Source organism: Rhodobacter xanthinilyticus, from assembly GCF_001856665.1.
Classification (GTDB): Bacteria; Pseudomonadota; Alphaproteobacteria; order Rhodobacterales; family Rhodobacteraceae; genus Rhodobacter; species Rhodobacter xanthinilyticus.
This window is the reverse complement of record NZ_CP017781.1, coordinates 2,429,047-2,441,665: the sequence shown is the minus strand read 5'-3', so window position 1 is coordinate 2,441,665 and position 12,619 is coordinate 2,429,047. Positions and strand designations below refer to the sequence as shown.

Sequence of the window (12,619 nt, the reverse complement as noted above, 5' to 3'; positions counted from 1 at the left end):
GGGCGCGCGGATCAGCGCGGGGCGGGGTCGGGCTCGGGCGCGGGTTCGGGGGCCGGGGCGCTCAGGATGAAGCCGAGCGCGACGATATTCATCATCACCGCATAGATCAGCCCGGGGATCGCGAGCTCGGGCGCGCCGAGGAGCTTGCCCGCGACGAAGATCGTGATCGCGACATTTTGCAGCGAGATCTCGATGGCGATGGTGCGCCCGGCCGCCGCGCCGAGCCTGAGCGCGCGCGCCGCGCCGAGCGCCATCGCCGGCGCCAGCACCGCCAGCGCGATCACCGCCGGCCCCGCGCCGGCAAAGCCCGCCCGCATCGCGCCCCAGTTCTGCACGAAGGTCGCCCCCACCATCAGCGCGAAGAGCCCGCGCGCGAGCGGGTCGAGCAGGCGGCTCGCGCGCGCCGCGAGGGCGGGCGCGAACCGGCCCACCGCCATGCCGAGCGCGAGCGGCGCCAGCGCCACCGCGCTCATGCCGAGCGAAATGCGCCACAGCGCCGCGCTGTGCGGCGCGGCAACCCCCGAGAGCGCGAGCACCAGCGGCAGCGAGAGCGGCGCGAGGAGCGAGGTGACAAGCGTCATCGTCACCGAGAGCGCCACCGAGCCGCGCGCCAGATGGGTGATGTAGTTCGAGCTCACCCCCCCGGGGCTCGCCGCGACGAGCATCAGCCCCGCGCTGAGCGGCGCCGAGAGCCCGAAGCCGCGCGCGAGGCAAAACGCGAGCACCGGCAGCGCCAGCATTTGCAGCGCGAGCCCCGCGCCGAGCGCCCGCGGCGTGCGCACCGCCGCCACCAGCGCCCCGGGCGCCAGCCGCAGCCCGAGCGCGAGCATCAGAACCATCATCGCCACCGGCAGGAACGCCGCCATGAGTGCCGCCATCCGGGCCTCCTCTTTTTTCCCTCGATGCCGGCTTTGCGCGTGGCGCGCCCTGATCAAAGTCAAGGCCGGGGCGCGGGCGGGGCCGTAGGTTCGGCGCAAAACCGGAAGGATCCGCCGATGCTCGACCGTCGCTTTTTTCTCGCCGCCGGGGCTGCGCTTGTCGTGGCCGGGCCGCTCTTTGCCCAACATGCCGATCTCGAACCCGGCCCCGAGGCGGCCACGGAGGCGCCTGTGCCGCGGCGTTACCTGATGGAGGATGCCTGGGGTAACGCTTTGACGGATGAGGATTTTCTGGGCAAGTTCGTCTTGATCTACTTCGGCTATACCGGCTGCCCCGATGTCTGCCCGACGACGCTTTCGGTGATCGCCGATGCGCTGGCGGGGCTCGATGAGGCGCAGGCCGCGCGCGTCGCGCCGCTTTTTGTCACCGTCGACCCCGATCATGACACGGCCAAGCTCCTGCAAGAGTATACCGCCGTTTTCGATAGCCGGATCATCCCGCTGCGCGGCCCGAAGGCCTATACCGACCACATGGTCGCGGCCTTCAATGCGCGCTATGAGCGGATCGTGCCCGATCCGGCGCAGCCCGAGCGCTATTCGATCGACCATACGGCCTCGGTGGCGCTGGTGGGGCCCGACGGGCAGCTGATCAAGCGCTATCCGCATGGCACGACGGGCGCCGAGATGGCCGCGGATCTGAAGGTCCAGATCGCGGCGGTGCCCGAGCAATGAGCGCGCTGACGCGGCGCGGGGTGCTGGCGGCGGGGTTTGCCTGCGCGGCCTTCGGGGGCGCGCGGGCGGCGGGGGCGGCGCCTTCGGCGGCGGCCCTGGCCCGGCCGTTCGCGCCGCCGCGCCCGGCGGGCGAGCTCACCTACAAGACCGGTGACGGGGTGCCGGGCACGCTCTCCGAGCACCGCGGGCGGGTTCTGCTCGTCACGCTCTGGGCGCCCTGGTGTCTGCCGTGCCGGCGCGAGATGCCCGAGATCGCCCGGCTCGCGGGGCGGGTGGCGGCCGAGGGGCTCGCGCTCGAGATCTTGCCGATCAGCTTCGACTGGCGCGGCGCGGCCGGGGTGCGGCGGTTTTATGCCGAGGAAGGGATCGAGGGGCTGCCGGTGCTGCTTGGCGAGGGGGAGAACCTTGCCGCGGTCTTTGGCCTCGAGAACCTGCCGAGCTCGGTCGTGGTCGATGCCGGGGGCGCGGCGGTGGCGCTGGTTGCGGGCGAGGCGCGATGGGATGACGCGGCGAGTTTCGACTGGCTCGCGGCATTGGCGCGCGGCTGATCCCTGGGCGGCGCGCCACGGACTTGAGGGGGCCCACGGGCCCCCTTCTTCTTGTCTCAGACCAGATCCGAGCGCGAGAAGCGCCAATAGCCGAGCGCCGCGAAGACGAGGCCGAGCCCGGCCGGATAGGCCAGCGCCCAGGCGACATAGCCGCCCACGCCGAAATGGTCGAGGATCACATAAGACGCCGGGCCGAGCAGGATCAGCTGCGGGTCGAAGAGGATCATCGAGGCGGTGCGGAAGGCCTGCAACGGGTTCGCAAGCGCAATGCCGATCACCACCTCGGGCACGATCTGGTTCTGGATCAGGATCGACAGGAGCAGCAGATCGAGCAGCGCGACGAGCGTGAGCCAGACCAGCAGCGAGGCGCCGAGCGCCACCTCGGTCGAGCGCGAGAGCGCCGAGATCAAGAAGCCGATGCCGAGAAAACAGCTCGCCAGCGCCGCGATCAGCCCCGAATAGAGCGCGATCGGCGCCCAGGGCACCTCATGGCCACGCGCGAGCCCATAGCCCGCCGCAAGGCCGAGCGCGAGCGCGACGGGCGCGAGCGTCAGCACCAGCCGCGCCAGAAACCGCCCCCAATACCAGACCCGCAGCGAGACCGGGAAGGCGAGCATGTATTCGAGATTGCCCGCCTCGCGATCGCCCACCATCGAGCGCGCGGTGGTGACCACGATGAAGAGCGGCAAGATCGCCATGGCGAGCTGGATATAGGTCACCAGAAGCCGCGACAGGCCGGTGAAGCCGAGCACCCGGCTCTCGGAGATGCCGGTGGTGATCAAAAGCGCCATCAGCCCGATCACCACGACGGAATAGAAATGGAACCAGCGCGAGCGCAGGCTCTCGGAGAGCTCGAGCCGCATCGCGAGCCCGAGCCCGGTGCGCGGCGGCGCCTCGGGGCGGGCGGGGTGCACCGCGGCGCGCGCGGGCGTGGCCGCGGCCGCTTCGGCGGCGGTGTCGATCTGGGCAGAGGTCATCGCGTTCATCCTGTCAGCCTTTCCCTATCTCGTCCGGGTGGCACCGCGAGGTCAAGCCGCGCGCCAAGACCGCCTTGTGCATCGCGGCGAAATCGACGGTATCGGAGGCGGGCAATTTCACCGCCGCAAAGCCGTAATCCATCGGGCTGACGACGCCCGAGCGGAAGTGGGCCTTTCGCGCATCGAGCCATTGATCGCCGGCAAAGCCGCTGTCGTAATCCATCACCCAGAATTCGATCCCGGGGTCGTCCTTCCACTCCTTGCCCTCGAGCCAGTGGACCGCATCGCCGATATCGTCGAATTTGACCAGCTTGGCGTCCGGGCCGCCCCGGATCTCGGCGGCATATTGCGGCTCGGAGATGATCATCCCGCAGATCTCGCAGGTCTCGCGGCCCCAGCGGATCGGCTCGGGGCCCTCGGTTTGCGGCTTGCAGGCGGCCAGAAGCGGCGCGCCGACGAGCAGCGCAAGCATCGCGCGGCGGCTCGGGCCGCGGGCGCGGGAGAGGGGGGGGCAGTGGTGGCACATGTCAGATCTCCTCCGGGGTGTCCTGCTCGAGGCTGAGGCTCTCGATCAGGCTGCCATAGCGGGCGACGAGCCCGAGGAAGCGGAAGGTCTCGGCGGCGGGCACCGGGCCGGCAAAGCGCAGCCCCGAGGGCGCGGCGGCAAAGCCCCAGCCGGTGAGCGCGCGCGCGAGCGGCTCGTGGGGCGCGTCGAGGGTGATCACGGCGCGATGCGTCGCGCCCGCGCGCAGCCGGTCGAGCACCGCCTCATCGAGCACCACGCGCCCGCGGTCGAGCTCGATCACCCGGTTGACGAGGCCCGCCACCTCTTCGAGCCGGTGGCTCGCGATCAGCATCGAGGCCTCGCGCCGCTCGGCCAGCAGGTCGATGAACACCGCCCGCGCGGCCGGATCGAGGTTGGCGGCGGGCTCGTCGAAGATCATCAGATCGGCCGCGCGGCCGAGCGCCACGGTGACGAGGATCTTCTGTTTCTGCCCGCCCGAGAGCCGGAAGAACGGCCGCGCGCGGACCTCGTCGAGGTCGATCCCGAGCCGCCCGGCGATCTCGCGCATCGCGCGCGGATCGGCGCCCGCGCCCTTTTCGGCGAAGCTGAGAAGCTCGCCCACCGGCATCCGCAGGGGCGGCGGCAGTTGCGGCACGAAGGCCACCCGCGAGAGCGCCGCGGTCTCGCGCCGCCGGCCCGCGACGCCATCGAAGGCGATCGTGCCCTGATGGCCGTAATGGCCGAGCAGGCAGCGAAAGAGCGTGGTCTTGCCGGCGCCGTTCTGGCCGATCAGCGCGATGCGGTCGCCGCGCTCGATCGAGAGGGTGAGCTCGTCGAGCACCGCGCGGCGGTCGAAACGTTTGGAGAGGCGGTCGATGGAGATCATGGCTTGCCCTCAGAGGATCTTGTCGAGCCCGCGCAGGGTGAAGCTCAGCGCTTCTTGCGGGCAGGCATCGACGCACAGACCGCAGCGCGTGCAATCGGGGCCGATGAATTCGGTGGTGTCCTGAGCATAGCCCATCTTGGTGATCTCGAGAACATGCGGCACGAGGCAGACCGCGCGGCATTCGCCCTCATGGACGCATTTCGAGAGGTCGTATTTGATCTGCACGGGCGCGATGGCGCCGGTGATGCCATAGGTCAGCCCGATCGGGCAGACATAGCGGCACCAGAAGCGCCGCGAGAAGAAGATCTCGACGCCGAGGAGGAAAATCACCCAGATCACCGCGAAGGTGGGCCCATAGATCAGCGCGCGCGAGACGATGCCGACGGGGTTGATATATTCAAAGACGGTGTAGCCGGTCAGGAAGGCCAGCGCCATGAACGCCACCCAGAGCACGAGGCGCATGCCGCGGTGGAACGGGTGATCCTTGACCCAGCCGCGCCGGGCGAGGAAGAGGTGGATCGCCTCGGCCCATTCGGCCAAGAGGTGATAGGGGCAGGCCCAGGAGCAAAACGCCCGCCCGCCGACCAGCCACCACAGGAACACCACCGTCACCGTGCCGATCACGAGGTTGAGCATCACCTCCTTGAAGGCGAGCATCACCTGCAGCGCGGCGTTCGGGTCGGCCATGTGGAAGCCCAGAAACCGCGAGGCGGTCAGCGCGCCCTCGACGAGCTGCACATCGAACTGGAAGGACAGGATGAAAAGCGCGTTGATGCCGAGGATCGAGGCCCAGCGCAGGTTGCGCCATTTGTGGCGGCCGGAGATCAGATTGGCTTCCTCGGCGATGATTTCCTTGCGTTTGATCACCTCGGCCGGGGTCTTCTTGAAGCGCTTCATCTCGCGCGCGGCCTCGGTCTCCTCGGCGGCGGTGGGCTTGCGCGGCTCGGCGCCGAACATCATCGCGAGTTTGTGCAGGAACCAGCTCATGCCAGGGCCTCCTTCTTCTGCGCCTCGAGGGCGAGGCCCATCTCGGTGTCGATGATGATCGCGGCGGGTTCGGCGGGGCAGATCATCTCGCAGGTGCCGCAGCCGACGCAGCTTTTCGCGACGACCGGCATGCGGCGCTTGTCGGCCGGGTCGGCGGAAAGGGGCGCGAGCGCGATGGCGCCCTCGATCGGGCATTCGCGGACACAAAGGTCACAGATTTCAAGATCATAGGGGTGTTCGGCCACGGGCAGCGGATCCCAGCGGTCGATCTCTTCATAGCGCAGCTTGCCGGTGAAATCATAGCCGCGCGCGAGGCCGCGGAAGCCCTCGCCGCGCATCGCCAGGCAGCTTTCGGGGCGCGCCAGACGCGCCACGCCCATCGTCACCTCCTCCTTCGTCGCGATCAGATGCGAGAGCGCGCCGGTCGGGCAGGCGAGCACGCATTGCACCGCGTCGCAGGAGAAATCGCACGCCTGCGCGCGCGCATCGATATAGGGCACGCCGAGGCCGTAGCCCTCTTCGCCATCGCCGAGCTTGATCGCCTCGACCGGGCAAACCTGGACGCATTGGCCGCATTTGATGCAGGCGGCGAGGAAGTCGCGCTCATCGAGCGCGCCGGGCGGGCGCAGCCGGTCGAAGAGGTCGCGCCCGGTCGGATACCAGCCGACGAGGCCTGCGCCGAGCGCGGCCACCGTCGCGCCGAGCGAGCGCAGGAGCAGCCGGCGGCGCTCCAACTCGCGGCGGGTGAGGCGTTTTTGCGGTTTGGCCGCAGGGGCGGCAGGGGCCGTTTCAGGGGCGGAGGGGTCGCTCATTGCGTCAACATCTCCAAGGCAGATTTCGGGTTCTCGCGCGGCGCGGTTTCGGCGCGCGCGGCGGCATGGTCGAGGGGCCGGGCCATCGGGCGGGCCTCGCGCACCAGAAGTTGCGGCTCGGTGAAGGGCGCCAGACGTTCGACGAAATCGAGCGCCGCAAGCGCCAGCCCGCCGCGGAAGAAGGCCGCGGGCGGCAGGTCCATCCAGAGCACATCGGCGTAATTGTAGATCTCGTAGGGCGCGTCGCCGATGCCATCGCCATCGCGGTCGAAGCCCGCGTAATCTTCCCAGTAATTGCCGTTCCAGCCCTCTTTCAGCGCCGTGCCGCGGCCGCGCACCGAGATTTGGGTGAAATTCGAGATGAAGTTGTTGTCGCGGAAATCGTTGCCGGTCCATTCGGTATGGAACTGCACGCCGATGCCGTTATAGGCGATCTGGTTGCGGTGGAAGGCGTTGGGGCTGTCGGGATCCCAGGGCGAGGGGTCGAGATAGATGCCGACCGCATTGCCGAGGATCTTGTTGTCCTCGACGACGGCGCCGGAGGTCTCCTTGAAGCCCACCCCCATGCCCGCCGCGCCCCAGGACCGCAGGATCTGGTTGCCGCGCACGGTGATGTCATTGGCATACATCAGGAAGATGCCCACCACGCAATCCGAGATCTCGTTGTTTTCGACAAGGTTTTCATGGGCATACATGAAGTGGATGCCATAGCGGCCGTGCTGGATGCGGTTATCGCGGATGATGTTGCCGGAGCTGTACCAGACCACGAAATCGCGGGCGTTCTCGACGTGGTTCTGCTCGAAGAGGTTGTCGTTGGAATACCAGATCCGCACGGAATCGCCGCGGATCTCGAGGGGGACGTGTTTCGACGAGATATAGTTGCGGCGCAGGACGTTGTTGTTGGCCTGGGTCAGGTCGATGCCGAAGAGGGAGTTCTCGATACGGGTGTCGCGCACCACGTTGAACGCGCCCTTGATGCGCAGGCCGGCGTTGACCTCGTTATGGAGCCGGCCGGAGTTGCGCAGGGTCACGTTCTTCACCGTCGCGCCATCGGTTTCGAGCGTCAGCACCGTGCCCTTGCCGCCGCCGTCGATCACCGCCGAGCCCTGGCCGTCGATCACCACCGGGTGGCGCACGACGACCGGGCCCATGTAGACCTCGCCCGGGGTCAGGGTGATCTCGGCGCCATCGGGGGCGGCGTCGATGCGCTCTTGCAAGGTCTCGGCCAGCGCCGCGGGGGCGGCGAGGGCAAGACAGGCGATGAGCAAGGCAATACGCATCGAAGCCTCCGAGGTCACATCCGCGCGGCGCGGTCGCCCGCCAGCCGCAGCTGTTTGAGCCGGATCAGCGCGGCTAGCACGAGGAGCGCCGAGGAGCCGAGCATCAGGAAGAAGCCCTGCGCGGGGTAGGAATGGGTGGTGAACTGCGCCACCTTGCCGTCGCCAAAGACGGTGGGCATGAAGGGTTTGAGCGTGAAGGCGCCCATTTCGTTGAGCGAATGCCCATACCACCACAGCCAGCCGGCATATTCGGCGATGAACCCCACCGGCAGCGCCATCGGCACCAGAACCAAGAGCCAGTAGAACACGGAGCGCGCCGAAAACGCCGCGAAGATCATCAGCGCCATGAAGGCCAGCACCACGACGTAAAGGATCTGCGCCACCGAGCTCATCGTCGCGACGAGCGGGTCGTTGCGGGCGGGTTCGTTGAACCAGCGTGCGAGCGATTTGGCGTAATGCCACTGGAACACCTGCATGATCGAGCCATTCCAGGCCACTTGTTCATGCATCGGTTTCTTCTGTTCGTCGATCTCGTAATTGGCCTTGAGGTTGGCGATCAGGCTGGCGCGGTCGCCGGCGACGGCGGTGGTCTTTTGCTCCTTGTCGGCGCTTTCGGCGAGCGATTGCTTGAGCATCTTGACGATCGGCGAGAGGTTCTGATCGGCCTCGACCTTGTCGCCGCTATCTTGGCCGAGCGAGACGACGAGGCCCTTGAGATAGCCCGAGGTGGTCAGCCCGACGCCGTTTTCGCCATAAAGCGCGAGGCTCATCCAGACCGCGATCGCGCCATAGCCCGCGACCGAGACGCCGATGCGCGCCGCGCGGCCGGGGGCGGCGAAGGCCAGCGCCATCACGCCGAGCATCGCGAAGAGGAAGGGCGAGAAGGCTTTTTCCACCGGCCCGCCCGAGGCGATCGGATACATGCCGACGTAATGGTTGATGGTGTCCATCTCATGGACGCAATCGAGGGCCTCGTTCTCCTCGACTTCCTGGCTGGCGCGGATATCGCAGCCGTTGCGCACCGAATCCATGTGGAAGAGGATGCGGATCCCCTGCGGGAAGGTCGCTTCGGGGTAGTTCGGCGCGGTCAGCGACACCCACCAGCCGGGGCTGAAGAAGGACGCGGCGATCAGGCAGACGGAGAGGAGCGTGAGCACGCGGTAGAGGAGGCCGCGTTTGTCGAGGGGGGCCTTGTCCATGGGTGAGATCCTGTCAGGCTATGTCGGTCAGGCGGGGCGCCGGGGGGAAAGCCCCCCGGCGCCCGCGCGGTCATTCGAAATCGGGGTTGACCCAATCGGGCGCGGCCACCAGCTCCGCCGGCGGTTTGAGCCGCGAGACGTAATCGAGCACGGCCTCGGTATCGGCGTCGGTGAAGCCCTGGATCTGCTGGACCATGTCGGGGTTGGCGTTGCGCCGCTTGCCGGTCTTGATCCATTCATACTGGCGCATCAGGTAGTTGAAATGCTGGCCCTGGATGCGGGGGTAGAATTTCGCGTCATCGCCCTCGCCCTCGGCGCCGTGGCAGCGCACGCAGTTATCCTTGTAGAGCTGTTCGCCGAGCGCGAGATTGGTGCCCGGGCCCTTGCCGTTGTTGGGGTTCATCGGCAGTTTCGAGATATATTCCGCCACATCGGCGATCGATTGCGCGCCGCCGATCTCGGAGGGGAGCGCGAAGGGATACATCGTCGGGTTGTCGCGGTTGAGCGCGCGGATATCGGCGAGCTGCTTGATGATCACGTCCTTGTGCTGGCCGGCGATCTGCGGGAAGGTGCCGTCCTCGAGGCCCCAGCCGTTGAGCTGGTGGCAGGCCGAGCAGACCTCATAGACCTCGATGCCGTTTTCATGGTTGGGGGTGAGGTGGAGCGCCTCATCCTGTTCGCCGCCGCCCTGGTTCCAGGAGGAGGTGTCGACGGTGCCCTCGGCCAGGGCGGGCAGCGCGAGCGCGAGCAGCGCGGCGGCCGAGATCAGGGAAATGCGGGTTTTCATCTGGGATATCCTTTCGTTACTCGGCGGAGCGGTCGATTTGCGACAGCCAGCTCGCCATCGCGGCGATCTCTGCGTCGGAGGCTTTCTTGATCGTGCCGAACATCAGTTTCGACTGGCCGTTGACGCGGGTCTTGTCGCGGATTTCGGTCATCGCGCGGATCAGATAAGCGCGATTCTGACCGGCGAGGAAGGGGTAGGTCTTGGTCGAGGGTTTCATCCCGTCCTTGCCGTGGCAGGATTTGCAGCCAAGGCTGTTATAGGCGGCCTCGCCCGCGGCGATCTCCTCGGGCGCGGGGGCCGGGTCGAGGGCCTTCGGCGCGCCGGGTTTTTGCTCGGCGAGATATTTCGCGACATTCTTGAGGTCGTTTTCATCGACGAGATGCATGATGTCGGTCATGCCCTGCACGAAGGGGTGGCCGGTGGTTTCATCAATGGTGCCGACGCGTTTGCCGGCCTTGATGTCCTTGAGCTGGTTGAGCAGGTATTTCTCGTTCTGCCCGGCGAGCGCGGGATAGGTCATCACCGGCTTGGCGCCCTTCATGCCGTGGCAGGCCATGCAGGATTTGGTCATGTAGACCTTCTTGCCGTCGTCGGTGCCATCGGCCAGCGCGGGCAGCGCGGCGGCGAGGGCGGCGGCGGTGAGAAGGGTGCGGAAGATCAGGCGCATCGGCACTATCCTCGGAGCGGAAGCTGACAGGGGAGAGGCGCGGCGGAGAACCCGCCGCGCCCTTTGGCGTTATTGTTTCACAGCGCCATGTTCATCGAGGAAGGTCTTGGCACGCAGGCCGATATCGGCCGCCTTGACCTGATATTGCCACCACTGGCCGGCCCAGAGGGTCGCGCCCTGCCAGTCTTCCTTGGCCGCGGCTTCCTCGGCCTTGGCCTTGGCATCGGCGGCGAAGTTCAGCTGGTCGGTGGCGTCTTCGACGAGCGAGACGACTTCCGGGAAGTCCTTGAAGTTGCGTTCGGTGATATAGGCCACCACCGAGTCGATGACTTCCTGGGTCGCGACGTTGTTCGCGGTTTGCTTGTCGTAGTCGTCCTTGGTGTAGGCCTGGCCTTCCGACACCGCGCCCGCCTCTTCGACATAGCCCTTCGGCTTGACGGCGAGGAACCCGGTCATCTCGAGGTGCAGCGCCGAGCAGAACTCGGTGCAGTAGTAGGAGAACACGCCGGGTTTGTCGGCAACGATCTTCGCGGTCGCGGTCTTGCCCGGTTCGAGCGAGAGGTTGACGTTGTAGGTCGAGACCGAGAAGCCGTGGGTTTCGTCTTCGGCCCGTTCGGAGTTGGTGATGATGAACTCGACGGTATCGCCCTCGTTCACCTCGACGATTTCCGGGGTGAAGTGCGAGCGGATCGCGGTCATGTAGACCTTGACGTTGGTGCCGTCACGCTCGATGCGTTCCTGGCCCGGACGCACCGCCCCTTCGTGTTTCTCGCCGGTGCGCGAGTTCGTGCCGTATTTGTAGCGCACGAGCGGCTTGAGTTTCTCGGCCGAGATCGCGGTGACGTAGTGGGGCTCGCCCAGCGGCACCGGCATGTCGTAGAGAAGCTCCATCTTGTCGCCGGAAATGTCGATCAGCTGGTGGTTTTGCGGGTGCAGCGGGCCCACCGGGTTGAACCGGTCGATGGCGAGCTTGTTGAGCGAAACCAGATACTTGCCAGCCGGGTGGACGCTTTCGCCCTCCATCGCGACGAGGTGGCCGACGTTATAGTGGATCGAGAGCTTGTCGAGGACCTTGCCTTCGCAATAGTCCCATTTCGCGATCTGGCTGTCGACATAGAGCGAGGTGTAGACCACGCAGGGTTTGCTGTCGAACTGGTTGTGCAGCGGCCCGAGGCCGAGCGCGACCTGTTTGTGCAGCGCATCTTGCATCGCGATCACCGGGATCCCGTAGGGGTCGGTGCCGACGAAATTCTTGTCCTCGACCGCCTTCATGATCTTCTCGAAGGAATAGACCGAGGCCTGGGTGTCGAGCTTGCCGCCCACGACGATATATTTGCCGTCGGGCGAGACATCGACGCCGTGGGGCGATTTCGGCTCGGCGATCAGATAGACGAGGCCTTCGTCGATCGCGGTCTGCATCGAGATCACCGGATGGTCATTGATCATGGTGACCTTGCCGGCCTTGTAGACCTCTTCGGCCTTCTTCCAGTTGATCACATGCAGATAGTCGGTGTCGTTTTGCGAGCAGCCCGCTTCAAACGGCGGACGGCCCGATTCGATGCCGCCGACATAGCGTTCGGCGCAGAAGGAGTTGGTGAAGGACCAGCCGTCCGAGACCAGTTTGCCGGCGTCCGACAAGTCCTGGCTATAGGGCGGCAGCTCGATCGAGAAGGACTTCGACGGATCGATCCGGCCGGCCTCGCGGTCGAATTTCCAATAGGTGACCGCGCCGCGGAACTTCTCGTTGAACTGGCTCAGCGGCGCATAGCCGCGGCCCAGAACGCCCGGATATTGCGCGGCTTCGATCACATATTCCGAGTTCGGGGTCACGAAGGTGCCGCCGTGTTCGGATTGCAGGATCGGGTTCACCACGATCTGCTGGGTTTCGAAGTCATGCAGCGAGATCACGCCGACGCGCGGCGCGGATTTGTCGTTGATGAACAGATATTCGCCGTCGAGATCGCCGTTGGTCTCGGTGATCGCCGGGTGGTGGGTGTCGCCCCATTGCAGGGTGCGGCCATCGACCTTGCCCTCTTCGAGGATCTTCTTCGATTCCTCGTCGAAGCCGAAGCCCTGCCAGGGCTCGGGGGTGAAGACCGAGATATATTTCAGGATCCGCATCGAGGGGATGCCATAGACCATGATCTGGCCCGACTGGCCGCCCGACGAGAAGGCGATGAATTCATCGCGCCCGCCGGTCGGGGTATAGGTTTTGGCGGCGGCGACCAGATCTTGCTGGGTCAGCCCGCGGCGCGCCATCACCTCATCGAGCGTTTCCGCAGAAGCGCCCATCGCCATCGACATCGCCACGATTCCCGTCGTGGCAAGCAGGCGTTTGTGAATGGTCTTGACCATTGTTTG

Annotated in this window: 13 protein-coding genes; 2 read left to right on the top strand and 11 right to left on the bottom strand. The window is 66.5% G+C overall.

The features are described 5' to 3' along the window. Window positions 1-11: 11 nt before the first annotated feature. Window positions 12-878 carry a bile acid:sodium symporter family protein gene (locus LPB142_RS11905; protein ID WP_198037829.1) on the bottom strand — a complete coding sequence of 289 codons (867 nt, stop codon included), beginning with the start codon at window positions 876-878 and terminating at the stop codon, window positions 12-14. A 117-nt stretch (window positions 879-995) separates the two neighbouring features. Here LPB142_RS11905 and LPB142_RS11900 point away from each other — a divergent pair, with 117 nt between their 5' ends. Together LPB142_RS11900 and LPB142_RS11895 are read left to right on the top strand one after the other, a co-directional pair. Then, a complete protein-coding gene (locus LPB142_RS11900) occupies window positions 996-1,610 on the top strand; it encodes an SCO family protein (RefSeq protein ID WP_071166503.1) in 615 nt (204 codons plus the stop codon). Then, window positions 1,607-2,158: a TlpA family protein disulfide reductase gene (locus tag LPB142_RS11895; RefSeq protein WP_071166502.1), complete on the top strand. Its 552-nt coding sequence runs from the start codon at window positions 1,607-1,609 to the stop codon at window positions 2,156-2,158. Before LPB142_RS11900 ends, LPB142_RS11895 begins: the two co-directional genes overlap by 4 nt. Window positions 2,159-2,214: 56 nt before the next feature. Here the strand turns inward: LPB142_RS11895 and LPB142_RS11890 are convergent, their stop codons facing one another. The 10 genes from LPB142_RS11890 to nosZ all read right to left on the bottom strand — a co-directional run bounded on the left by LPB142_RS11890 (window position 2,215) and on the right by nosZ (window position 12,613). Further along, window positions 2,215-3,135: an ABC transporter permease gene (locus tag LPB142_RS11890; protein ID WP_198037828.1), complete on the bottom strand. Its 921-nt coding sequence runs from the start codon at window positions 3,133-3,135 to the stop codon at window positions 2,215-2,217. 13 nt (window positions 3,136-3,148) lie between these two features. Continuing rightward, the gene (locus tag LPB142_RS11885; RefSeq protein WP_083392679.1) at window positions 3,149-3,661 is read right to left on the bottom strand and encodes a hypothetical protein; all 513 of its coding nucleotides are present in this window, start codon (window positions 3,659-3,661) and stop codon (window positions 3,149-3,151) included. A 1-nt stretch (window position 3,662) separates the two neighbouring features. Then, a complete protein-coding gene (locus tag LPB142_RS11880) occupies window positions 3,663-4,526 on the bottom strand; it encodes an ATP-binding cassette domain-containing protein (protein ID WP_071166500.1) in 864 nt (287 codons plus the stop codon). 9 nt (window positions 4,527-4,535) lie between these two features. Then, window positions 4,536-5,513 (bottom strand): NapH/MauN family ferredoxin-type protein, encoded by a 978-nt coding sequence (locus tag LPB142_RS11875; protein ID WP_068765824.1) that lies wholly within the window; start codon window positions 5,511-5,513, stop codon window positions 4,536-4,538. After that, entirely contained in the window at window positions 5,510-6,325 is an 816-nt protein-coding gene (locus tag LPB142_RS11870) for a 4Fe-4S dicluster domain-containing protein (protein WP_068765825.1), read from the bottom strand. Before LPB142_RS11870 ends, LPB142_RS11875 begins: the two co-directional genes overlap by 4 nt. Then, entirely contained in the window at window positions 6,322-7,605 is a 1,284-nt protein-coding gene (nosD, locus tag LPB142_RS11865; RefSeq protein ID WP_156894371.1) for a nitrous oxide reductase family maturation protein NosD, read from the bottom strand. Before nosD ends, LPB142_RS11870 begins: the two co-directional genes overlap by 4 nt. 14 nt (window positions 7,606-7,619) lie before the next feature. Next, entirely contained in the window at window positions 7,620-8,804 is a 1,185-nt protein-coding gene (locus tag LPB142_RS11860; RefSeq protein ID WP_071166498.1) for a hypothetical protein, read from the bottom strand. 70 nt (window positions 8,805-8,874) lie between these two features. Further along, window positions 8,875-9,591, bottom strand: a complete 717-nt coding sequence (locus tag LPB142_RS11855) for a c-type cytochrome (protein ID WP_068765828.1) — start codon at window positions 9,589-9,591, stop codon at window positions 8,875-8,877. A gap of 16 nt (window positions 9,592-9,607) precedes the next feature. Beyond that, the gene (locus LPB142_RS11850) at window positions 9,608-10,258 is read right to left on the bottom strand and encodes a c-type cytochrome (protein ID WP_071166497.1); all 651 of its coding nucleotides are present in this window, start codon (window positions 10,256-10,258) and stop codon (window positions 9,608-9,610) included. 69 nt (window positions 10,259-10,327) lie between these two features. Further along, entirely contained in the window at window positions 10,328-12,613 is a 2,286-nt protein-coding gene (nosZ, locus tag LPB142_RS11845) for a Sec-dependent nitrous-oxide reductase (protein WP_068765830.1), read from the bottom strand. Window positions 12,614-12,619: the final 6 nt, after the last annotated feature.

Coding starts and splice junctions, on each gene's coding strand:
- LPB142_RS11900 (WP_071166503.1), top strand. CDS start 996: ATGCTCGACCGTCGCTTTTTTCTCGCCGCCGGGGCTGCGCTTGTCGTG.
- LPB142_RS11870 (WP_068765825.1), bottom strand. CDS start 6,325: ATGAGCGACCCCTCCGCCCCTGAAACGGCCCCTGCCGCCCCTGCGGCC.
- LPB142_RS11855 (WP_068765828.1), bottom strand. CDS start 9,591: ATGAAAACCCGCATTTCCCTGATCTCGGCCGCCGCGCTGCTCGCGCTC.
- LPB142_RS11885 (WP_083392679.1), bottom strand. CDS start 3,661: ATGTGCCACCACTGCCCCCCCCTCTCCCGCGCCCGCGGCCCGAGCCGC.
- LPB142_RS11905 (WP_198037829.1), bottom strand. CDS start 878: ATGGCGGCACTCATGGCGGCGTTCCTGCCGGTGGCGATGATGGTTCTG.
- LPB142_RS11860 (WP_071166498.1), bottom strand. CDS start 8,804: ATGGACAAGGCCCCCCTCGACAAACGCGGCCTCCTCTACCGCGTGCTC.
- LPB142_RS11880 (WP_071166500.1), bottom strand. CDS start 4,526: ATGATCTCCATCGACCGCCTCTCCAAACGTTTCGACCGCCGCGCGGTG.
- nosD (WP_156894371.1), bottom strand. CDS start 7,605: ATGCGTATTGCCTTGCTCATCGCCTGTCTTGCCCTCGCCGCCCCCGCG.
- LPB142_RS11895 (WP_071166502.1), top strand. CDS start 1,607: ATGAGCGCGCTGACGCGGCGCGGGGTGCTGGCGGCGGGGTTTGCCTGC.
- LPB142_RS11875 (WP_068765824.1), bottom strand. CDS start 5,513: ATGAGCTGGTTCCTGCACAAACTCGCGATGATGTTCGGCGCCGAGCCG.
- LPB142_RS11850 (WP_071166497.1), bottom strand. CDS start 10,258: ATGCGCCTGATCTTCCGCACCCTTCTCACCGCCGCCGCCCTCGCCGCC.
- LPB142_RS11890 (WP_198037828.1), bottom strand. CDS start 3,135: ATGACCTCTGCCCAGATCGACACCGCCGCCGAAGCGGCCGCGGCCACG.
- nosZ (WP_068765830.1), bottom strand. CDS start 12,613: ATGGTCAAGACCATTCACAAACGCCTGCTTGCCACGACGGGAATCGTG.